This window comes from Bacillus sp. FJAT-22090 (assembly GCF_001278755.1).
Lineage (GTDB): Bacteria > Bacillota > Bacilli > Bacillales_A > Planococcaceae > Psychrobacillus.
Genome location: NZ_CP012601.1, coordinates 22,741 through 44,945 on the forward strand (window position 1 = coordinate 22,741; position 22,205 = coordinate 44,945).

Consider the following 22,205-nt stretch of genomic DNA (forward strand, 5'->3'; position numbering starts at 1 on the left):
GGAGTTTCGCAATATGTCCTATAAACAATTATTTGACCAATGGAATAGTTTTTCCGATTTAGAACCTATTTGGAAAGAAGATCTTCAGTTACTGATCAAAGATGATAAACGAATGGAAGATGCTTTTTACCGTGACCTAGAGTTTGGTACAGGTGGAATGCGTGGAGAAATTGGAGCCGGGACGAATCGTATGAATACATATACGATTCGCAAGGCTACTACTGGACTTGCTGAATATATTAAAGCGGCTGGATCAGAAGCAATGAATCGTGGAGTGGTTATTGCTTATGATAGCCGTAGATATTCTCCTGAGTTTGCACAGGAAACTGCTAATACACTTGCGTCCAATGGCATTAAAGCCTATTTATATAGTGAGCCTAGAACAACTCCTCAGCTTTCCTATTCTGTTCGCAAACTACATGCATTTATGGGAGTCGTTATTACGGCTAGTCATAATCCACCTGAGTATAATGGTTACAAAGTATATGGGGAAGATGGGGCTCAGCTGAACTTAAGTGATGCAGATGCAGTCATTGCTTATGTGAATGAAGCAGGAGATGCACTCCAAATAAAACAAAAATCATTAAATGAAAACCTAATTGTCCGGTTAGATGAAGACATAGACAAAGCATATATAAATGAATTAAAAACAGTACAAGAAAATTCAATAATTGCGATCAATTCTGATTTAAAAGTAGTATTTACACCTCTTCACGGTGCATCCGGAAAAACTGTGAAGAGGATACTAAACGAAGTAGGATACAGACATATCCATTATGTAAAAGAACAAATGGAACCAAACGGTGAATTCCCTACAGTAAAATCCCCAAATCCTGAAGAAGAGAGTGCTTTTGAATATGCTATTCAATATGGCAACGAAGTAGATGCTGATATATTAATTGCAGTAGATCCAGATGGAGATCGAGTTGGATTAGCAGTTAAAACGAGCGAAGGTTATAAGTTATTAACTGGCAATCAAACAGGTGCGATATTAATAGAGTATTTATTGACACAAAGAAAAGAAAAAGGTGAAATGCCTGCTAATGGACGTGTCTTTAAAACAATTGTGACCTCTGATTTTGGACGTGTTATTGCTGAATATCATGGAGCAAGCTCGGAAGATGTGTTAACAGGCTTTAAATTTATTGGTGAGAAAATTAAACAATATGAAGAAACGAATCAATTCGAGTTTTTATTTGGTTACGAAGAGAGCTATGGTTATTTAGTGAAAAGTTTTGCAAGAGATAAGGATGCCATCCAAAGTGTACTAGCTATAGTAGAAGCAGCTGCTTACTATAAAGCGCAAGGAATGACCTTAGTAGAACTTTTACATGCATTATACGATAGACATGGTTATTACTTAGAAGGTCTCATTTCAGTTACGAAAAAAGGTGTTACTGGGGCAAATTCAATTAGAAATTTACTGGAACAATTACGATTAAATACCTTGGCAGAAGTGGCTGAAATAGCAGTCCTTTCACAAGAAGATTATTTAACTTCTTTGAGAATATTTACAGACGGTCGAGAAGAGGAGCAGCTACTATTACCTAAATCGAATGTCATCAAATATTTTCTTGCCGATGGTTCTTGGGTATGTGTTAGACCAAGTGGAACAGAGCCAAAGATAAAGTATTATTTTGGAGTGACAAGCGCTTCAGAAACTGAAAGTATTGAGAAATTAGAAGCAATTAAACATGCATTTACAACAGAAATGAATAAGTTCTTGAACTAATTGAGTCAATCCGAGTAAATTATATACTCAGATTTAAATTAGACAAACTCGAATTTATATAGATAATTCAGTTTTTACGAAGCTTACCGCTCGCTTTCTGCGGGCGAGGTCGAGCTGCTTGGGCCAACACGATGTTGGTTATGATGGCGTTGCCTCAGAACGAGGCGTTCTTAGCCTTCCTTACGCTAAGGGCACTGAAATGTCATCCAATAAATAAGAAAATCGTTGAAACGGCTCCCTTTCCGATGACGTTGCCTTAGCCTCCTCGCTGCGCTGCGGGGTCTTCGGCTAACGCTATTCCCGCAGGAGTGTCGCCTTTTTCAACGATTTTCTATAAATACTAATTGAAAAAATGTAAGTGATAAAAAATTGCTCTATTATTGCATGATGGTTTTCTACTTGAAAAGCGGATAATAGTTGATTGGAGTGGAAGACGGCGACTCCAGCCGGAATAGCAAATGTTTTCTGCACCGAAAGCGAAGAGTCAGGTGCATGAGCTGAAGACCCTGGACTGAGCGTAGTGAGGGAAGCGGCTGAAGCCATGCCGGCGGAACGCGTCCGCCTGGAACGGAAATTAACGGTGCCCAAACAAAAAGCGATTCCTTGTTATTTAGTAAAGTCATATTCTATAGATTTTTTCACTGCCCTCTCTACGCTCCACCAGGATCTCGTCTGTCTCGCTTTCCCGCAGGTATCGAGCGGACGCTTCTTCAAACCAATAAAATGTTACCTTAATATTTTATTGATTTCTCAGGAAGAATAATCTTGAGTATTTTAATAGTTACAACAAAAAATCTAAATAATGAATGAGACCAATTAGCCAACTGGCTTTAGTCTTCAATCTGAATCCGAGTAAATTATATACTCGGATTTTTTTCGTTCGATTGTAATAGTTTCAGTCAAAAGTATGATGTCTTGTTTTTACAATCATCGAACATAAAATGATAAGATGGGAATAGGAAATTACGGAATACGGAGGAGTTTACATGCAATCCAATGAACTCTCAAACATAGAATTATTGAAAGAAATAGCTGAGTTTTTAAATGAAGAAACTGAAATGGAACAGATGCTGCAAGGGGCGCTACAAAAACTTTTAGAAGGAACAATTTTTGAAACCGGATGGATATTTTTTATCAATAAAAAAGGAAAGCAACAGCTCATTACTCATGAAAAGTTGCCAAGAGCACTTCAAGAAAATGAATGCAAACATTTACAAAAAGGTGGATGTTGGTGTGTTACCAGATTTCAAAAAGGTGATTTAAACAAAGCTTCTAATATTATTGAGTGTAAACGAATCGTCAATGCAAGAAATATGAATCGTGAAGATCACGGTGGCATAACGCATCATGCAACGGTCCCTTTACAATCTGGACAAGAGCAATTTGGGCTATTAAATGTAGCAACGCCCAATACAATTCGATTTGAAGAAGGGGAGCTTGCTCTTCTTGAATCTGTTGCCTTTCAAATCGGTTCTGCTATAAAACGTATTTATTTAACGAAACAGGAGCAACAAGTTGCACTTGTACAGGAAAGAAATAGACTCGCACGTGACTTACATGATTCAGTTAACCAATTACTTTTTTCGGTGACGTTAACAGCACGTGGCGGAGTTGAAATGACCGACCAAAAAGAAATAAAAGAAACGTTTAAAGAAATTCAATATTTAACGCAAGATGCACTAACCGAAATGAGAGCACTTATCTGGCAGCTACGTCCAAAAGGCTTAGAGTCTGGCATCATTGAGGGCATAAAAGGGTATGGAGAGATTCTAGGATTAACACTTACTGTTAAAGTCAAAGGGGTTGTTAATTTGCCAGCGAGTATTGAAGAGACTCTGTTTCGAATTGCTCAGGAAGCGCTTAACAACGTTCGAAAGCATTCAGGTGTACTAAAAGCAGAGCTCTACTTAACGGTTACTCCGACAGATATTCTATTAGTTGTTAAAGATGAAGGTAGAGGATTTCATATGAATGAATTGAAGAGTTTACCTTCTATTGGTTTACAGAGTATGAGAGATCGAGCACGTGCAGTTGGTGGAACAGTAGATTGGGTGACAGAATGGAATAAAGGTACGGAAATTTTAGTACGTTTACCTTATTAGGAGGGAGTAAGCATGATACGAGTATTGATTGCAGATGACCATCATGTTGTTAGAAGAGGCTTAATGTTCTTTTTAAAAACGCAAAAGGATATGGATATTATCGGAGAAGCAACGAATGGAAGAGAAGCGATAGAGTTGACAGCTTCTTTACATCCAGACGTTATACTTATGGACCTAGTTATGCCTGAAATGGATGGAATTCAAGCAACTAAGCGAATAAAAGAAAAGTTTCCAGATATTCAAATTTTAATGCTTACTAGCTTTTCGGATAGAGATCATGTTATTCCAGCATTAAAGGCAGGAGCAGCAGGATACCAATTAAAAGATATTGAACCCGATGATTTGGCAGAAGCTATTCGAAAATTAATGCGTGGGGAACATACGATACATCCTGAAGCAACGACGCAGTTAGAAAGAGAAAATGAACCAGCCGAAATAAGTCCACATGAAGAACACCCTTTAACACCAAGAGAACAAGATGTATTGTCAGAGCTAACAAAAGGGAAAAGCAATCGAGAAATTGCTTCTTCACTGTTTGTAACGGAAAAAACAGTAAAAACACATATATCCAATATTTTCGCAAAGCTTCATGTTCAAGATCGTACACAGGCAGCACTGTATGCAGTGAAACACGGACTGACAGAGCCAAGCGGACAATAAAGAGCCGATGTATCCTTGCGATACATCGGTTTTTTAGATGAAAATCTGGGTATCGCTCAATCTTTTGGGAGAGTCGCTCGATCTTTGAGAAGAATCGCTCAATCTTCAGACAGAATCGCTCAATAACACCAAATTATCGCTCAATCATCCCAAACAATCGCTCAATCCATTAATAACTCTTCTAAATGAGGTTCTATATGTACAAGAACGACGGAAAAGGGTTTTACTTTCATGATGCGCTGCTCAATCTCTTCTGTAATTCGATGGCTGTCCACTACGTTGAGATTAGGATCAACTGTAACTGTTAAATCAACAAACATTAAATTACCATGCATTCTTCCTTTAAAGCTTTTTAAAGTTTTAACCCCATTCACAAGCTTTACAACTGTTGAAAGGGCTTCAGCTTCATCCACATTAAAACCATCCGAGAGTGTATAAGCTGCTTCATGAAAAATAGTATACGCGGTATACATGATTATAATCCCTACAATTAAAGCTGTTATGCCATCTAATATAGGAAAACCTAAAATGGATCCAACTATACCTATTGTAGCTCCGATACTTACTAATGCATCCGAGCGATTATCATACGCTGCTGCTTTAAGGGCTGCACTATTAATACGAGTACCTAATTTTAGATTGTATCTATAGACAATATACATGACCACTGCACTGATAAAACCTACAATCGCAGTTAATGTAGAAGGAACTTCTTCTACTGGATTTGCTAGATGTTGAACAGCTTGAAGTATAACTTGAATACCTATTGCAGCCATAATGAAGGCAGCAACTAAGGATGCTATCGTTTCTGCACGTAGATGTCCATATTGATGATGATCATCAGGTGGTTTTTGAGAGATTCTAAGCCCGATAAGTATTGCAATTGATGCAATAATATCCGTAAAGTTATTTAGTCCATCCGCTTTTAATGCTTCGGAAGAACCAAGGAAACCGACAGTTAGTTTAAATGCACTTAATACTAAATAAATACAAATACTAACCCAAGCGCCTTTTTCCCCTTCGCGTAAGTTTGTGTATAGTTCCAAAGTGTTTCCTCTTTTCAACATTTTTAGGCATATGAAAACGACTCTCTTATTGGGAGAGTCGTTGCTATTATTGTTCTGTTTGAATGTCTTCTTCTATATCTTCTTTTTCTTCTTCGAAAGGAGGTGTTTTGATAATCTCTAAATATTGAATATGATGTCCGTCAATATCTTTTATCATAAACTCAAAGCCCTGTTCAAATATTTTTTCGCCTTTAACGGCATCGAAGCTTTTTGACATAAACCATCCGCCAATTGTATCGATATCTTCCTCATCAATATCAATGCCAAGTAAATCATTGACATTTTCAATCAACATTTTAGCATCAACAATATAGTGGTTATCTCCGACCTTTTGAACTTCTGGAAGTTCATCTGTATCGAATTCATCACGGATGTCTCCGACAATCTCTTCGATTATATCTTCTATTGTAACAAGTCCAGAGGTACCACCGTATTCGTCCATTAAAATAGCCATGTGAATTCGTTCTCGCTGAATTTTAAGTAATAGATCCGCTATTGGCATCGTTTCAATAACACGAATAATTGGTTGCATATAATCACTAACTGGAGTTGTGGCATTTTCAGGGTTTTTAATATATGCAGTTAATAAATTTTTCATATTCACAAGTCCGATAATATGGTCTTTGTCACCATCTGTTACGGGATATCTTGTATATTGCTCTACTCCGATTAACTCAAAGACTTCTTTTAACGTTAAATCTTTATCAATGGAAATGATTTCTGTACGAGGTACCATAATTTCTTTAGCGATACGGTCATCAAATTCAAAAATTTTGTTCACATATTTATATTCAGCTTGGTTAATTTCTCCGCCCTTAAAACTTTCGGAAAGAATCATACGAAGTTCTTCCTCTGAATGGGCAACTTCTGATTCAGAAACAGCATCTAAGCCAAATACTCGTGTAGCTAAGAATCGTGCTGAACCATTCATCCCGTGAATGACCGGGTACATGAGCTTGTCAAATATAAGTAGCGGTTTTGCAACTGCTAGTGTTATTGCTTCTGCTCTTTGAATGGCAAAAGTTTTTGGAGTTAATTCTCCAACTACTACATGTATATATGTTACAAGGGAGAATGCAATAACAAATGAAAGTAAAGAAGAAACACTTTCGGGAAGTTCAAAATAATCAAATGCCGGATGTAATATTGCCTCAATTGTCGGTTCTCCAAGCCAACCTAAACCTAATGCGGTTATCGTGATTCCGAGCTGACAGGCAGATAAATATTCATCCAAATTAGACACTATTTTTTTGGCATTTAACGCGCTCTTATTTCCTTCAGCTACGAGCTGATCAATTCTTGTCGATCTTACTTTTACTATTGCAAATTCACTTGCAACAAAAAATGCAGTGAATGCGATTAAGACAGCAAAAGCTGTCAATCGTATGGCTATGTCCAAATAATTACTTTGTCCCTAACCCAAATGAGGGGTAGAACAAAGTGTACACCTCCTGTTTTCTAAAAAATAGTTTATAGTTTTAATAATAAAATAATGTCATGTAAATTACAAATCTTTCTACTTAACAGATTAAGCCTATATCTTTTCACTCAAATAAAATTTACATAAACTTATCATAAAAAGTGCTGAATTTATAAGATAATAATAGAAAGATAGAATGGGGGTTCTTCATTGAAAAATACATATATCGAAATTTTGAAAGCATCTACAAAACTTGGATTAACATCATTTGGTGGACCTTCTGCACATATAGGATATTTTCGTGAAGAGTATGTTCAGAAAAGAAAATGGTTGGATGACAAATTATACGCTGACATTGTAGCGTTATGTCAATTTTTACCTGGTCCTGCATCTTCTCAAGTAGGAATATCTATAGGTTTACTTCGTGGAGGAATAGCTGGCGGTATTATTTCTTGGTTAGGATTTACTATGCCATCAGTTATTCTTCTAATGTTATTTGCTATGTTTGTTTCGGCTACAGGTTCTTTTGATAGTGGATGGATACATGGTTTGAAAATAGTGGCGGTAGCGGTAGTTGCTCATGCTCTTTTAGGAATGCAAAAGTCACTTGCCCCAGATCGTATAAGAATTTCTATTGCAGTAGCTTGTGCTATATTGACATTACTTATTCCAACCGCTATCGGTCAAATTTGTATAATCATTGCAGCAGGAGTTTTTGGATATATTTTATATAAAAATGAGGAAGTGGAGCATGCTCCAGAAATTTCACTTTCTTTTGGGAAAAGAATAGGATTCTTAAGTTGGACTATATTTTTTGTTTTATTGATTTTATTGCCATTATTAAAACCATTATTTAACTCTGTTTATTATTCTATGTTTGATGCTTATTATCGAGTTGGTTCCATCGTTTTTGGTGGAGGGCATGTTGTTTTACCAATGCTTCAAAGAGAAGTAGAGGTTTCACCAGATGTTTTCCTTGCTGGGTATGGTGCAGCTCAAGCTGTTCCGGGGCCACTATTTACATTAGCTGGTTATTTAGGGCAGGTAACTGCAGGGATTCCAGGTGCGCTGATAGCTGTCTTTGCAATGTTTTTACCTTCTTTTTTATTAGTTATTGGGACCTTACCCTTTTGGACAGTTATTCGTTCCAAAAGAGGTATACAAGCGGCATTAAAAGGAGTAAATGCCGCAGTAGTTGGGATCCTGCTTGCTGCATTATATAATCCTGTTTTTACTAGTGCAGTGAATAGTACGATGGATTTTGTTATCGTTCTTATTACTTTTACGTTGCTTTCTGTGTATAAATGGCCACCAATTTACGTAGTATTATTTAGTGCAATTTTTGGAGCCATTATGCATATAATTTAATTAGTCCCTTTTTTTAGAAAAGTGTTGACATTGGAAATTTTTATATGCTAATGTTAAGGGACACTAAATAAAAAAGAGAAATGGAGGTATGAAAAATGATTCGTTTAATTGATATAAAAAACAACTTAATAATTTTTTCATGCCTACCATCGAACGATAAATGATTTTATAATAGACATTTTTTAGGTTAACTTTGTCTATTTAAAAGCACATTACCGTAATATGGGTAATGTGCTTTTTTGTGTTCATTTATTTCCATTTCTTAGTGAAAATGTAAGAAAGGAAGGGTTTGGTTATGACTATTCAACGGACAAAACAAATTTTATTAAAGGAATCTCTAGAAGGTGGCTAGCTTGTTTTATTTAAGAGAGAGAAGAAATGAGGGGATTAAATAATGTTTTCGGTTTTATTTAAATTAAAGTGGTTTTTTAGTGATCATTGGAAGCGATATACAGTCGCTGTTAGCTTGCTCATAGTAGCAAGTGCATTTGAAGTAATACCTCCGTGGTTGGTTGGAGAAGCAATAGATACCATTACAACGGGGAATATGACTCCAGATTCATTAACGATGTATGTGTTCTACTTTATCGGAATAATTATCATTGGATATGTGCTAAATTTTGTTTGGCAATATCAATTGTTTGGTGGCTCTATTACGATAGAGCGGATTTTAAGAACCAAATTAAATAGAAAATTTTTAAGTATGACACCAACATTTTATGAAAAAAATCGTACGGGTGATTTAATGGCTCGTGCAACAAATGATTTAAATGCGGTTGCAACTACAGCTGGTTTTGGAATTATGACATTGATCGATTCAACGATGTATATGGCAGCGCTCATCCTAGCGATGGGGTTCATTATTTCATGGAAGCTTACATTTTTTGCAATATTACCGATTCCGATTTTAGCTTTTATCATGCAATATTTAGGGAAAATAATTCATGAAAAATATATGACTGCACAAGATGCATTTGGAGATTTAAATGACCGAGTTCTTGAATCTGTTGCTGGTGTTCGTGTAATTCGTGCATATGTCCAAGAGAGAGCAGACGAAAAGAAGTTTGCAGATATGAGTGAAGAAGTATACCAAAAAAATATGGTTGTTGAACGAATTGATGCACTATTTGGTCCAATTACAAAAGTAGGTACAGGTATCAGTTATGTAGTTGCTTTAGGTTACGGTGCATATCTAGTTTCACAAAATGAAATGACAGTTGGGAATTTAATTACATTTAACGTTTACTTAGGGATGGCAATATGGCCAATGTTTGCAATTGGTGAATTAATCAATGTTATGCAACGTGGTAATGCTTCCTTAGATCGTGTACAAGAAACGCTGGACTATGAAGCTGATGTAAAAGATCCATTGAGTCCTGTGAAACTATATGATGTGAATTCCATCGGATTTGAAGATGTTGGTTTCCAATATCCAATGTCACAGGTGAAAAATCTTCAAAATATCCGAGTAAACCTTCAAAAAGGGCAAACACTTGGTATTGTCGGAAAAACAGGATCAGGAAAAACAACCTTTATGAAACAACTTTTAAAGGAATATCCTATTGGAGCTGGACAGCTAACAATTGGAGATATAGCAATTTCTGAGCAAACAAAAGAGCAAGTTCTAGAATGGATTGGATACGTTCCGCAGGATCATGTTCTATTCTCACGGACAATTCGTCAAAACATTCTTTTTGGTAAAGAAGATGCAACGGAAGAAGAGCTAGAAGAAGCAATTCGATTAGCGCATTTCCAACGTGATTTGATGAACTTGCCGATGGGTCTTGAAACATTGGTAGGAGAAAAGGGTGTCTCTTTATCGGGTGGTCAAAAACAACGGGTATCTATTGCAAGAGCACTTATTAAAAATCCAGAGATTTTACTATTAGATGATTCGCTTTCCGCAGTGGATGCGAAAACAGAAGCAAAAATTATTGAAAATATACAAAATGAACGTAGTGGGAAGACAACAATTATTACGACGCATCGATTGTCAGGTATTCAACATGCAGACCATATTATCGTTTTAGACGAAGGAATGGTTGTAGAAGAAGGTACTCATGAGGAACTTCTTCAGCAAAATGGTTGGTACAAAGAGCAATACGATCGTCAACAGCTTGAGGGGGTGTCGTCATGAGTACAGGGAAACGACTCTACCATTATGCGTTATTTTATAAAAAGCCAATTTTACTTGGTTTAATCTTTTTAACAATTGCAGTGTTTGCAGACTTAACCGGTCCATTCATCGCAAAGAAAATTATCGACAACCATATTACAGAAGGGGCTATTGATCTTCAGCCTATATTAATGCTATTAGCTATATTCTTTGGTTTATCGATTGTAACAGCAGTTTTTAGATACTTTATGTTTATTAATCTACAGATTGGGGCTAATCGTGTTGTACAAAAGCTGAGAAATGATGTATTTCAGCATATACAAACGTTGCCGATACAGTATTTTGATAACTTGCCTGCTGGTAAGGTAGTTGCACGTGTTACAAATGATACAGAAGCTATTCGTAATCTATATGTGCAGGTACTATCTCAGTTTGCAACAAGTATTATTTCGATTGCAGGTGTTTACGTAGCTTTATTTATCCTAAATGTAAAAATGGCTGCGATGGCGCTTTTTGTTGTACCAATCGTTTATGTATGGATGATCGGATATCGAAAATATGCTTCAAAATATAATCATATTGTTCGTACGAAGATCGCTGATTTAAATGCAATGCTGAACGAATCAATTCAAGGTATGTCCATTATTCAAGCTTTTAAACGAGAGAAGCAAATGGAACGTGAATTTGAAGAGATGAATGGAGAGCATTACCGCTATCAAAATAAATTGCTTACACTTGATTCGGCAACTTCATTTAACTTAGTTAGTGTTTTACGATCCTTAATGTTTATTATGTTTATTTGGTATTTTGGTAGCCAGTCCATGGAACCAAATACAATCATTTCAGCAGGTATGCTTTATGCATTTGTTGATTATACGACAAGACTATTTAATCCGATTACAGGAATTGTGAATCAATTTTCGCAATTGGAGAGATCTCTTGTTGCAGGTAATCGTGTGTTCCGTTTACTTGATGAATCAGGAGAAAAAGTGGAAGATCAACGTATGGAACGATATGAAGGAAATGTTGAGTTTCAAAATGTATCTTTTGCATACAAAGAGAAGGATTATGTATTAAAAAATTTAAACTTTGTAGCCAATAAAGGGGAAACGGTAGCACTTGTTGGGCATACTGGATCAGGAAAAAGCTCGATTATGAACTTATTGTTCCGTTTCTATGATCCATCAAAAGGAAAGATTCTCATTGATGGTGTTGATATAACATCGTTACCAAGGCAAACAATACGAGATCATATGGGTATCGTTTTGCAGGATCCTTATTTATTTTCAGGAACAATCGAGTCAAACGTAAGCTTAAATGATCCTCGTATTTCCCGTAAGACAGTGGAAGCTGCATTAGAAGCAGTTGGGGGAGAGCGAGTATTAAAGAATCTTGAAAAAGGTTTAGATGAACCTGTAATTGAGAAGGGTAGTACACTATCCTCTGGACAAAGACAGCTAGTTTCATTCGCTCGAGCACTTGCTTTCGACCCTGCCATTCTAATATTGGATGAGGCAACTTCAAATATTGATACAGAAACGGAAGAAATAATACAGCATGCAATGGATGTATTGAAAAAAGGAAGAACAACTTTTATCATTGCACACCGACTTTCTACTATTAAGAATGCAGATCGAATTTTAGTATTAGATCGTGGTGAAATTGTAGAGAGTGGAACGCATGATGAGTTGCTACAGCTACAAGGACGCTATGAACAAATGTATAAATTACAAGCAGGAGTATCTCAGCACGTATAATACGTGCGGGGATATTCCCTTTTTTTGTATTGAAGTTTTCTATCGGAAATCGTATATTTAGTGAGACGAAATAAAAAGCAAGAGAGGTATCTTTTATGATCCTGTGGCTAAAAGATTGGAAAACAAAAATATCTTCATTCAATAGAAATATACGGTTATTCATGATGGCAAATATTCTTATACAAGTCGGTATGGGAGTTTTTTCTGTCATGTATAATTTATATTTAAAGGAGCTGGGATTTCCTGAAACCGTAAATGGTAAAGTGATTACGATGACTTCTCTTGCATCAGCAATCATGTTAATACCTGCTGGCTTTTTAAGCGATCGTTTTGGACGAAAATGGATGATTATTGTTGGTTCGATGATGACAGTGTTAACATTATTTTATAGAAGTGTAATGGTGGAAGAACAATCGTTAATTTATGCTGCATTTTTAACTGGACTATTTATGGCGCTTGTCCAAGTTTCAGGTGTCCCTTTCTTAGCAGAAAACTCGAATGCTAGTGAACGTATGCATTTGTTTAGTATCCATTTCTCTTTAGTGACCATTGCAAGTGTCATTGGAAGTTTGGGTGGAGGTGTATTAGCTGATGCACTACACTTGTATGCTGCTATGCCTATTCAGGAATCGATAAAATGGGTTTTAATAGTAGGTACCATTGTATTCGCACTAGGCTTAATCCCTTTATTTAAATTAAAACCAATAGCAAGACAAGAAAATAAAACTGCTAAAACAAGTGAGAAGGAATTACCAAGTTCTTTCAAAAGAAATATTATAATCATTGTATTGTTTGGTTTTTCCAACTTGTTAATCGGTACAGGATCAGGTTTAGTTATTCCTTATTTGAACTTATACTTTGCTAACCGTTTTGATGCATCTAATTCATATATTGGTTTGATATTATCGTTAGGCTCTGGAATGACGGCTATTGCAATGCTTATTGGCCCAGCACTTGTAAAAAGAGTAGGGCAGGTTCGTGCACTTGTAATTTTTCAATTACTATCAATCCCTTTTTTATTTATCACTGGTTATACCAATTCCTTGCTAGTAGCATCAATCGGATTTTTGCTACGTCAAGCACTTATGAATGCTGGAAATCCAATACAAAGTGCTATTGCAATGGATTTAGTTCATGATAAATATAAGGGGCTTGCCAATTCAGTAAACCAGATGGTATTCAATATTGGGTGGGCTAGCACTGGAGCTATCTCTACAGGATTGGTAATGACATATGGAGCATATTGGGGATATGCTTATACCTTCACAATAACAGGAGTTCTTTATATCATAGCTTCCACTTATTTTTATGTTTTATTTGGCCGGAAAAAAATTGGTACAATGTAAAACGAAGTGATTATCATAATCCATAAAACTATTACACGTGCCGAGTTTAAGATGAGAATGAAGTTAAGTAGAGGGAGAACCAATGAGATGTGTTTGATGAAAGACAACAGGAAAAGTGTTTATAGGATCTGTATTTGATTATTTAGAAGACAAATAAAATACTAAACTGCATGTGTTTTTTTTAGCACATGCAGTTTTTATGTTGTTAATCGTAAACGTGAAACAGCATTAGCTCATGAATCATTTTTTTTATAGTTTCTTCATCAGCTGGTACGATTCCATTCCAATTGATTGTGCCATCCGGTTCGTATTCACCTGTATATCGTACTTGTTTATAGAAGAATGAGATAGACCAGCCCGGTAATTGCTTATTTTCATATAGTGGTTTAAAGCTAAAATGCTGTAACAAAATAATCATCCTTTCATGTGACATAATTTCCATGCATACACTAGTAGAAATGACTAGTGAAGGAGCATCTACTTGTTTATTGAAAAATTACAACTTGCGATTCAAAATGAATACGCAGATTACCATTTCTATAAAGATATGTATAAATTGACGAATGATCCATATTGGCAAGGGTTTATTCAACATGCTTATGAAGATGAAAAAAGCCACTATGAAATGTTTCAACAACTCTATTATATGCTGACAGGGACTTATGTTCAAAGTCTGAAAAAAAAGCCCCCTTGCATAGACTTAAAAACTTGTGCAAAGAATGCGATTAAAGAGGAGTTAGAAGGAGCAGAAATGTATAAAGAAATGCTGCTCCAAATACCTGTTCAGCAAGCATATGCGCCACTATTTGTGGCAATGCATGATGAAACGGAGCATGCTATACGTTTTTCGACAATGTTCAACGCATTGTAATTCTTTTAGTGTTTGTCCTTCCTCTGCTATAATAAACTATATGCTAGAGGAAAAAGGTGAAATAGATGGATTTATTTTGGACGATTTTATTCATGGCAGCAGTCGGAGCGGCGATAGGGGCAGTAACTAATCACTTAGCTATTCAAATGCTTTTTCGACCACATGAGGCAAAATATATTGGATCTTGGCGAATCCCGTTCACACCTGGTTTAATTCCAAAGAGACGAGATGAACTTGCCAAACAACTAGGAAATACAGTAATCAATCACTTATTGACCCCAGATATTTTCAAAAGAAAATATTTTAATGAAGAAATGCAAGACAAGACTACGAAGCTAATTGTTCGACAATTAAATGAGAAAATTCTACTTTCTGATAAAACGATTGAAGATTGGTTAAAGCTAAGTGGCATTGAAAATATTGTAACGATAGCTAATACGAAAATAGATGAGCAAGTGGATATACAATTTAATCGTTTGAAAAGCCGTTTTGAAAAGGAGACGATTAGACAGTTAGCTCCGGAAGATTGGCAGTTTAAAGCAGATAGTAAAATAGGAGAAATTGTATCATACATCCTTTTTAAAGGAGAAGAATTTTTTCAGTCTGAAGAAGGTAAACGAACAGTAAAAAATTTAATTGATGATTTCCTATCTACTAAAGGAACGCTTGGAAGCATGATTCAAATGTTTGTTGGTGAATCTTCCTCTCTTGCAGGAAAAGTGCAACCAGAAATATTAAAGTTTTTAAAAGCACCAGGTACCAAAAATATGTTAGAAAATATTGTTCGTAATGAGTGGGAAAAGCTTAAAGACCGACCAATTGTGGAAATAATGGATGGCTTTGATTTTGAACCAGTCGTAAAAAATGTAAAAAGTTATTTGAAGAAGGAACTAGCAATCGAAGAGCGTTTAAGTCATAGTTTAGTTCATTATTTCCCAGAGGCAACAGAATGGACGCAAACTACGCTTGTCCCAAAACTCACTTCCTTTGCATTCATGGAAGCGGAAGCTAAGCTAGAAGAAGTATTGCGTAAAATGAAATTAGAAGATATGGTAAAAGAGCAAGTCGATTCTTTCCCAGTAGCGCGTTTAGAGGAAATCGTTTTAGGTATATCGAAACGTGAGTTTAAAATGATTACAGTACTTGGTGGAGTCTTAGGTGGTCTTATAGGGATCATACAGGGACTAATCGTCTTTATTACAAGCTAAATAAAAGGAGCTAATAAAAATGGTCAATATTTACGATGATATTAATAAATTGGAAGCAACACTACGTAAAACCGATGAATTTGCTAAGGTAAAAGCAGCGGTGGAATCTGTTAAAGCAGATCCTGAGGCACTTGCATTATTCCAAAGCTTTCGTAAGATTCAACTTTCCCTTCAAGAAAAGCAAATGAAGGGGGAAGAAATTTCTGGTGAAGAGCTAGAATATGCACAAAAAACTGCACAGCTTGCTCAAGGAAATGAAAAAATCTTTCAAATGCTCCAAGCAGAAATGAGTTTAAGTCAGTTAATTGAAGAAGTAAACAGAGTTTTAATAAAACCAGTGCAAGAATTATACGAAGGTATTTAATGCTAAGGATCTCCTAAAATAGGAGATCCTTTTTTAATTTAAAGACCATTATTAAATCATCGTGGGATCCAGTATTTTATATCTTAAATATATTTTAAACAACATAGAATACTAGAAACACTGATGCGCGCTTGCCGCACGCTAAGCATGAGCCACCGAAAGATGAGTCGCTCCTTCTTAACGCTTTTGCGGAGTGAGAGGCAAGGCGTCAATCCTGGAAACATTCGATGAAATAGAAACAATTCGATAAATAAGTAAATGAACATCCTGTATTCAGGATTGTTTATTAACAATCATATAATAGCATCTACTTACCTTATCAAGAGAGTACACTGGCATTTGCGCCTTCCCAGCCGCATGACGTGCCGTATGAGACAGATGGATGCGTCTAGCGCATACAGCGGCTCATGCGGACGTGCGGCCAGCGCGAATGAATATAGATAAGTAGACTCTATAACCTAAAGCCAAATTAATCAGCACTTTAAAGAGTAGATCATAAATCATTGCTAACGTATTTAGAATTACCAATTCTATATAAACGCATGTTAATAGAAAACCTATTATTTGTAATGGCTGACACCTTCATTCGAGCCTTCCCAGTCTCATGACTTGCCGTATGAGACAGATGGATGCGTCTAGCGTATACAGCGTTTCATGCGGACGTGCGGCCAGCGCGAATGCATATAGATAAGTAGTATTCCCTGGAACCTAAAGCCTAATTTATTTGCTCTTTTAAGACTCCGATATACGCTTGCCACACGGTACGCATGAGTCTAGGCAGGAGCAATAACTGCCCCTGATGTTTAAACACATAAAAATGAAGTTTAACAGAGCTGAAAATAATAGAAGGAATAATTTATTAGATGTCGAATTATTAATAAATGAATAACCATTCACTTATAAAGGGGAATTGCTATGTATAAGACTTTATTGTTAGAAAAAGAAGGAAGAATTGCTACGCTAACATTAAATAGACCACAAGCCATGAATTCAATGGATGATGTGATGATGAAAGAGCTAGCGGAATGTTTAGAGTCTCTTAAAGAAGATCGCTCTGTACAAGTGTTGATTATTAAAGGAGAGGGGCGTGCTTTTTCTGCTGGAGGAGACATTAAGGCAATGATGGATACAGAGAATCCTTTTAATATTGAAGAAGTCATGGTGTATCTTGGGCGACTAGCAAAAACATTATATACATTACCTCAAATTACAATTGCCTCTGTTCACGGTGCCGCAGCAGGTTTAGGCTTCAGTATGGTACTGGGCTGCGATATTATTATCGCGGAAGAAAATAGTAAGCTCGCTATGAACTTTATTGGCATAGGGCTAATACCAGATGGAGGCGGGCATTTCTTCTTAAAAGAAAGAGTGGGAATCCCAAAGGCGAAACAACTTATGTGGAGTGGGCAACTGTTTTCAGGAAAGGAAGCGCAAAAAATCGGCTTAGTGGATGAAGTGGCTTCTGATGGTTTAGGTTATACAACAGCAAATTCCTATGCACAGAAACTTCTCCAGTCGCCAATTGCTGCTATGATTGCGTCGAAAGAAATATTACACGCTACAAAAGTAGATGAACTAGCAGCAGTAGTAGAAAAAGAAGCTATAGCTCAGACTGCTTTGCGTAAAACGGCTGACCATCTAGAAGGCATTCAAGCTTTTGTTGAAAAACGCAAGCCTACTTTCAAAGGGGAATAAAAGAATGGAAGTAAAAATAGAGGTTGTTAAATCATGGGCACGTACTTTCAATGAGGAAGAGACTTTACAATATGCTAAACTGTCAGGAGAGCAATGTAGGCGTCAAATGGAACGCGATGAAAAAGGACTAGACTATTGATGGATTATTTACAGAGAGTATCGGAACAAAAATTGGTGGCGATAGCAGGAGAGATGGTCACCAAATTTATTCGACCTGTTTTCACTGGGGATACGATCACTAGTTAGCTTTAGATTACAAGTGTTGAGCAAGTAGAAGGTATAGCAATCAACATAGCAAAGAAGTGTTAGTTGGTACGAGTCATGGAATAATCAGAGATGAATAAATTAGAAAGTAGGAGCTCACTTTTGTGTGAGCTCCTACATTTTTTTATAATAACTGATTGGCTATACTCTGCTGGTATTGTCTCTGCATAAGAATTGAAAGATTTCGTTTTCCCGATTTGTATATAATTTTAAAAAATGTACTGTAACATTATACATACTCGAACGTTTTTAGTAAGGAGGGAGGCAGAAAGTTGAAGAAAAGCAGGCAAGACGAATTAGAGGTTATTTATTTAGCTTTCGCGAAGCCTCTCTATTTTTATTTAGTCAAACTTACAGGATCGGATACGATGGCAGAAGAGCTTGTGCAAGAAACATTTTATAGGGCAACTTTATCTTTAGATTTATACGAGGGTGGACAGGTGAAAAGCTGGTTATTTAAAGTGGCACGTCATGCTTACATGGATGAATGGCGAAAAAGGAAAAGGTGGGGATGGGTTCCCTTCTATGACTACTTATCTAACTCGAAAGAACTTGTTACTCCATATGGCGTTCCAGAAGACGATATGAAAATAAAAGAATTAACCAGAGAGGTTAAAGATATTCTGATTTTGTTGCCTGAAAATTATCGCTCAATTCTTTACTTACGAGAATACCAGCAATTTTCTTATGAAGAGTTAGCCAGTACGCTTGATATTTCATTGAATCAAGTAAAAATAAATATGTATCGTGCTAGACAACGTTTTAAACTGCTAGCAAGCAGACTAGGAAAAGATTTTGAAAGAGGTGAGAATGATGGAATGGAATGAGGATAAAGCACAACAAATTGTAGGTAAGCACAAAAAAAGATTTTCATGGAGGCTTTCATTAAAAGTTGTTCGTGTAATTGCTGCAGTTTTCTTCTTATATTTTATATATATGATGGTAATTTCTATGCTATTTAACTCAACAACAAACGGAAAAAGAGTAGAGTTTTATCAGAAACTAGCTATCGATTGGACATATCCTGAATTCTCCAGTGAGATTGGTATAAGTCATGATCATGAGGTCACTCCATTTCTTACGCAAAGGATCGAAATACCACTTACTAGAAGAATTGGTACTGAAGATTATATAGTATCGGATTTAACTTTAAGCAAGCGATTATTTAGTAGTCTGAGTCATGTAGAAATAGAGAAAAATTATCCGTCCAATTCGATGGATCAAGGTTTTACATTTAATTTACCAATAAATCCTAATACGGGAAAAAGATTAGATGGAAGTGAACAACCAGACGTTTGGAATACTTTAGAGAAAATTCATGAAGGAAATGTTGCAGATCTGGCATTCTCATTAGGGGATTATTATACGCCAAAAGAGATAGTAGAACTCATATCTCCATACGATTTACACATTATTTGGATGCCATTATATATGGGAGAAATGAAAAAATTTTCTGAAGGAAGTTGGGGTAGAAGTAATAATTCCATGTCTATATCTCAATGGGGATTGTCAGGTGCTAGACTTATGGATGATGACTTAGAAAGCGGTTCTCTCACATATGTTTTAAATTTAGATTCAGTTGAAGATAGTCAAGTCGCAATGTTAGAAAATATGCAAATGATGTTAAATGAAAATAAAAAATTAGCGGAAGTATTACTTCGTACAGATTACTTGCAAGAGAGATATGACTATTTAAATGAGGAAGGCTTCCAAGCATATGGAGCAGTCGTTACAGGACCAGTAAAAGAGTTATTAAAATTAAGAGAGTTACAGGATATTCGTAGTGTTCAATTAGGGGAAATAACATATTGGAACTGGTATGAAGAATAAAAAAAGGACATAACCCTTTTGGGGGATATGTCCTTTTCCAATTACACGTGAAATAAAACAAGTTTTCCAGCGTTGTTCACTAAACGATGAGTCGTTTTAGTAAAGCCTTTTTCTTCAATAAATTGCTCGCCTTTTTTCTTCGCGTCTTCGTCGTTATCGAAATTCCATGTTTCTTCTACAATAAGCTTTCCTGTTGGTTCAAATGCAGTAAATTTATATGTTTTCAAGAATCAACACCCCTTTGTTCTTCTTATACCTAATATTATACAACAAAAACTTTAAAAGAAAAATGTAAAGTTAGCTTGACAAATGAAAACGAAGTAAAGTACACTTTACGTAAAGTTAGCTTTACAAAAAAGGTAGGAGTATACATGGAAAATTTAGTTAGAGATAAACGAATGGCATTAGGGATGACACAGGATGAGCTATCAGAAATGCTTAATGTTTCCAGACAAACAATTATTTCGTTAGAAAAGGGAAGATATAATCCATCCATCACATTAGCTTTTAAGCTTTCTAAATTGTTCAATTGTACGATCGAAGACATATTTATTTATGAGGAGGAAGATTAGTATGTATGAGAAATTTGATTTAGCGTCATTTATGTTAGGTTTGCCTCTTGCAATTGTAGTTATGGCTATTGTTTTATTAATCAATAGAAAAATAGGTAAGAAAAAACGGTGGTTCGATGAAAGATATACGAGAATACATGAAAAGGCAAGATCCATTTCTTGGATGACAACTACTGTTGTTATATTAATCGTATGGATGATTATCCTGACTATTGAAGGTCCAGGTCTTTACTTTTTCTTAATGACTGCTATTTGGGTAATTCATATGACTTCTTATTTAATAGGTGCTGTAATAGCTAGTAAAGATAACTAAAAATCGGAGGGGTTTTTAATGAAAAAAAATACTAAATTTGCTCTACTCGTTTCCTTATTTGTACTAATCGGAATCCCTCTATTTTTTCTTTTGATCTCACTACTAACAAATGAACGGAATTATTTTTTATATAGTATTTTTCCTTCCTTTGCAGCTGGATTTACCGGACTAATAATCAGTGTTCAACAAATAAAAAAAGAACGGAAAAGTTTGTAAACTTTTTATTAAAGATTGTACACATTTCACTGTATACAATCTTTTCTTTATGATAAAATAAGAACAAATATTCGATTTTGTGAGGTGTGGTAAATGACTGGAGTTCGTTTTCTACATATAGCTGATTTACACTTAGATAGTCCATTTAAAGGGCTTACCTCTATACCGCAAAATAAATTGCAGGATATACGTGAAAGTACATTTAAAGCTTTTACAAATATTATTAATTATGCAAAAGCAAGTAAGCCTGATTTTATTTTAATTGTTGGTGATATTTATGATGGAGAAAATAGAAGTTTACGTGCTCAGCATCTATTTCAAAAAGGGATGGAAGAGCTTTCTTCTGTAGGTATCCCTGTTTTTATTTGCTATGGAAACCATGATCATTTGAGTGGCAATTGGGTGAGATTTCAACTACCTGACAATGTAGACGTGTTTGGGGAAGAAGTAGACACAAAAACACTTGAAGTGGAAGGTAATAAAGTCCATATAACAGGATTTAGTTATAAGGAGAGGCATATTCGTGATGCCATGCATGTCCATTATCCAATAGCGAATGGATTAGATTACCACATTGGAATGCTACATGGAAGTATCGAAGGAAACGAAGAACATGATGTATATGCGCCTTTTCGACAAGCGGATTTAATAAGTAAAGGATATGATTATTGGGCACTTGGTCATATTCACAAGCGGCAAATTTTATATGATGACCCTCCTATCGTCTACCCTGGTAATACACAAAGTAGACACCGAAACGAAAAGGGTTTGAAAGGATTCTATGAGGTCTCCTTAACAAAAGGACAAGCTAACCTTCAATTTATCCATTCTTCCGCATTTATTTATGACGAGGTAGCAGTGTCTTGTGATGGAATAATTCATGCAAATGAATTGATTGCCCGCATAGAAGAAACTCTTCGTGATTATATAGAATCAAATGGAAGTGCAATTGTTGATGTAATGTTAACTGATATTACGGAAGATACGGAAGAACTTTTACAATCTTCTACAAATGAAGAATGGCTCCAAATAATACAAGAGAGTATACGTGGAGAGGAAAATTTTATCATTGTTCAAAAGCTCCGAATACAAATGCCGAAGGAGATATGGAGTGAATCCTCTGCTATTGTTCAGTCTATAGAACAATGGAACAATGCCGACTGGAAATATGCATTAAAGGAATTATATCAGCACCCAAAAGGTAGTAGATATCTGGAGACAATTAGTTCAGAGTTTGTGAAGGAAACGATAAATGAAGTTGAAGAGCTTCTTTCAAACGTTTTAGCAAAGAGGAGTGAATAACG

At 35.8% G+C, this 22,205-nt stretch carries 21 protein-coding genes and 1 pseudogene; 18 read left to right on the forward strand and 4 right to left on the reverse strand.

Annotated elements, in window-relative coordinates; all coding sequences use genetic code 11:
- Positions 1-13: 13 nt before the first annotated feature.
- The 3 genes from AM499_RS00205 (at position 14) to AM499_RS00220 (ending at position 4,494) form a co-directional block, all read left to right on the forward strand.
- Entirely contained in the window at positions 14-1,732 is a 1,719-nt protein-coding gene (locus AM499_RS00205) for a phospho-sugar mutase (RefSeq protein ID WP_053592043.1), read from the forward strand.
- A 986-nt stretch (positions 1,733-2,718) separates the two neighbouring features.
- Positions 2,719-3,834 carry a GAF domain-containing sensor histidine kinase gene (locus tag AM499_RS00215; RefSeq protein WP_053588314.1) on the forward strand — a complete coding sequence of 372 codons (1,116 nt, stop codon included), beginning with the start codon at positions 2,719-2,721 and terminating at the stop codon, positions 3,832-3,834.
- A 12-nt stretch (positions 3,835-3,846) separates the two neighbouring features.
- Entirely contained in the window at positions 3,847-4,494 is a 648-nt protein-coding gene (locus AM499_RS00220; RefSeq protein ID WP_053588315.1) for a response regulator, read from the forward strand.
- A 161-nt stretch (positions 4,495-4,655) separates the two neighbouring features.
- Here the strand turns inward: AM499_RS00220 and AM499_RS00225 are convergent, their stop codons facing one another.
- Both AM499_RS00225 and AM499_RS00230 read right to left on the reverse strand, forming a co-directional pair.
- Positions 4,656-5,540, reverse strand: a complete 885-nt coding sequence (locus AM499_RS00225; protein WP_053588316.1) for a cation diffusion facilitator family transporter — start codon at positions 5,538-5,540, stop codon at positions 4,656-4,658.
- A 67-nt stretch (positions 5,541-5,607) separates the two neighbouring features.
- Positions 5,608-6,960 (reverse strand): hemolysin family protein, encoded by a 1,353-nt coding sequence (locus AM499_RS00230; protein WP_231687510.1) that lies wholly within the window; start codon positions 6,958-6,960, stop codon positions 5,608-5,610.
- A gap of 231 nt (positions 6,961-7,191) precedes the next feature.
- On the opposite strand from AM499_RS00230, the gene chrA reads away from it, so the two are divergent.
- The 4 genes from chrA (at position 7,192) to AM499_RS00250 (ending at position 13,568) form a co-directional block, all read left to right on the forward strand.
- A complete protein-coding gene (chrA, locus tag AM499_RS00235) occupies positions 7,192-8,349 on the forward strand; it encodes a chromate efflux transporter (protein ID WP_053588318.1) in 1,158 nt (385 codons plus the stop codon).
- Between the two features lie 394 nt (positions 8,350-8,743).
- Entirely contained in the window at positions 8,744-10,486 is a 1,743-nt protein-coding gene (locus AM499_RS00240; RefSeq protein ID WP_053588319.1) for an ABC transporter ATP-binding protein, read from the forward strand.
- On the forward strand, positions 10,483-12,222 hold the full coding sequence (locus AM499_RS00245) for an ABC transporter ATP-binding protein (RefSeq protein WP_053588320.1): 1,740 nt from the start codon (positions 10,483-10,485) through the stop codon (positions 12,220-12,222). The genes AM499_RS00240 and AM499_RS00245 overlap by 4 nt, the downstream gene beginning before the upstream one ends.
- A 95-nt stretch (positions 12,223-12,317) precedes the next feature.
- A complete protein-coding gene (locus AM499_RS00250; protein ID WP_156316722.1) occupies positions 12,318-13,568 on the forward strand; it encodes an MFS transporter in 1,251 nt (416 codons plus the stop codon).
- Positions 13,569-13,773: 205 nt separating this feature from the next.
- On the opposite strand, the gene AM499_RS00255 is transcribed toward AM499_RS00250, so the two are convergent.
- The gene (locus AM499_RS00255) at positions 13,774-13,977 is read right to left on the reverse strand and encodes a YheE family protein (RefSeq protein WP_053588321.1); all 204 of its coding nucleotides are present in this window, start codon (positions 13,975-13,977) and stop codon (positions 13,774-13,776) included.
- A gap of 72 nt (positions 13,978-14,049) precedes the next feature.
- Here AM499_RS00255 and AM499_RS00260 point away from each other — a divergent pair, with 72 nt between their 5' ends.
- The 7 genes and pseudogenes from AM499_RS00260 (at position 14,050) to AM499_RS00290 (ending at position 19,800) form a co-directional block, all read left to right on the forward strand.
- The gene (locus tag AM499_RS00260; RefSeq protein ID WP_053588322.1) at positions 14,050-14,439 is read left to right on the forward strand and encodes a ferritin-like domain-containing protein; all 390 of its coding nucleotides are present in this window, start codon (positions 14,050-14,052) and stop codon (positions 14,437-14,439) included.
- 65 nt (positions 14,440-14,504) lie between these two features.
- Positions 14,505-15,647, forward strand: a complete 1,143-nt coding sequence (locus tag AM499_RS00265; RefSeq protein WP_053588323.1) for a DUF445 family protein — start codon at positions 14,505-14,507, stop codon at positions 15,645-15,647.
- Positions 15,648-15,666: 19 nt separating this feature from the next.
- The gene (locus AM499_RS00270; RefSeq protein ID WP_053588324.1) at positions 15,667-16,011 is read left to right on the forward strand and encodes a YlbF/YmcA family competence regulator; all 345 of its coding nucleotides are present in this window, start codon (positions 15,667-15,669) and stop codon (positions 16,009-16,011) included.
- Between the two features lie 915 nt (positions 16,012-16,926).
- On the forward strand, positions 16,927-17,706 hold the full coding sequence (locus tag AM499_RS00275) for an enoyl-CoA hydratase (RefSeq protein ID WP_053588325.1): 780 nt from the start codon (positions 16,927-16,929) through the stop codon (positions 17,704-17,706).
- A gap of 4 nt (positions 17,707-17,710) precedes the next feature.
- Positions 17,711-18,050, forward strand: a pseudogene (locus AM499_RS00280) (enoyl-CoA hydratase).
- Positions 18,051-18,242: 192 nt separating this feature from the next.
- Complete coding sequence (locus tag AM499_RS00285) at positions 18,243-18,797, forward strand: sigma-70 family RNA polymerase sigma factor (protein ID WP_053588326.1); 555 nt, start codon at positions 18,243-18,245, stop codon at positions 18,795-18,797.
- Positions 18,784-19,800: an anti-sigma factor gene (locus tag AM499_RS00290; RefSeq protein WP_053588327.1), complete on the forward strand. Its 1,017-nt coding sequence runs from the start codon at positions 18,784-18,786 to the stop codon at positions 19,798-19,800. The genes AM499_RS00285 and AM499_RS00290 overlap by 14 nt, the downstream gene beginning before the upstream one ends.
- A gap of 41 nt (positions 19,801-19,841) precedes the next feature.
- Here AM499_RS00290 and AM499_RS00295 read toward each other — a convergent pair whose 3' ends face one another.
- Positions 19,842-20,027 (reverse strand): YhzD family protein, encoded by a 186-nt coding sequence (locus AM499_RS00295; RefSeq protein ID WP_053588328.1) that lies wholly within the window; start codon positions 20,025-20,027, stop codon positions 19,842-19,844.
- Between the two features lie 144 nt (positions 20,028-20,171).
- Between AM499_RS00295 and AM499_RS00300 the strand changes: the two genes are divergently transcribed.
- From AM499_RS00300 to AM499_RS00315, 4 genes are all read left to right on the forward strand, one after another.
- Positions 20,172-20,372 carry a helix-turn-helix transcriptional regulator gene (locus AM499_RS00300; protein ID WP_053588329.1) on the forward strand — a complete coding sequence of 67 codons (201 nt, stop codon included), beginning with the start codon at positions 20,172-20,174 and terminating at the stop codon, positions 20,370-20,372.
- A 1-nt stretch (position 20,373) separates the two neighbouring features.
- A complete protein-coding gene (locus AM499_RS00305; RefSeq protein WP_053588330.1) occupies positions 20,374-20,685 on the forward strand; it encodes a DUF2178 domain-containing protein in 312 nt (103 codons plus the stop codon).
- An 18-nt stretch (positions 20,686-20,703) separates the two neighbouring features.
- Positions 20,704-20,901: a hypothetical protein gene (locus AM499_RS00310; RefSeq protein ID WP_053588331.1), complete on the forward strand. Its 198-nt coding sequence runs from the start codon at positions 20,704-20,706 to the stop codon at positions 20,899-20,901.
- Between the two features lie 93 nt (positions 20,902-20,994).
- Positions 20,995-22,203, forward strand: coding sequence for a metallophosphoesterase family protein (locus AM499_RS00315; RefSeq protein ID WP_053588332.1), 1,209 nt, complete (start codon positions 20,995-20,997; stop codon positions 22,201-22,203).
- Positions 22,204-22,205 lie beyond the last annotated feature (2 nt).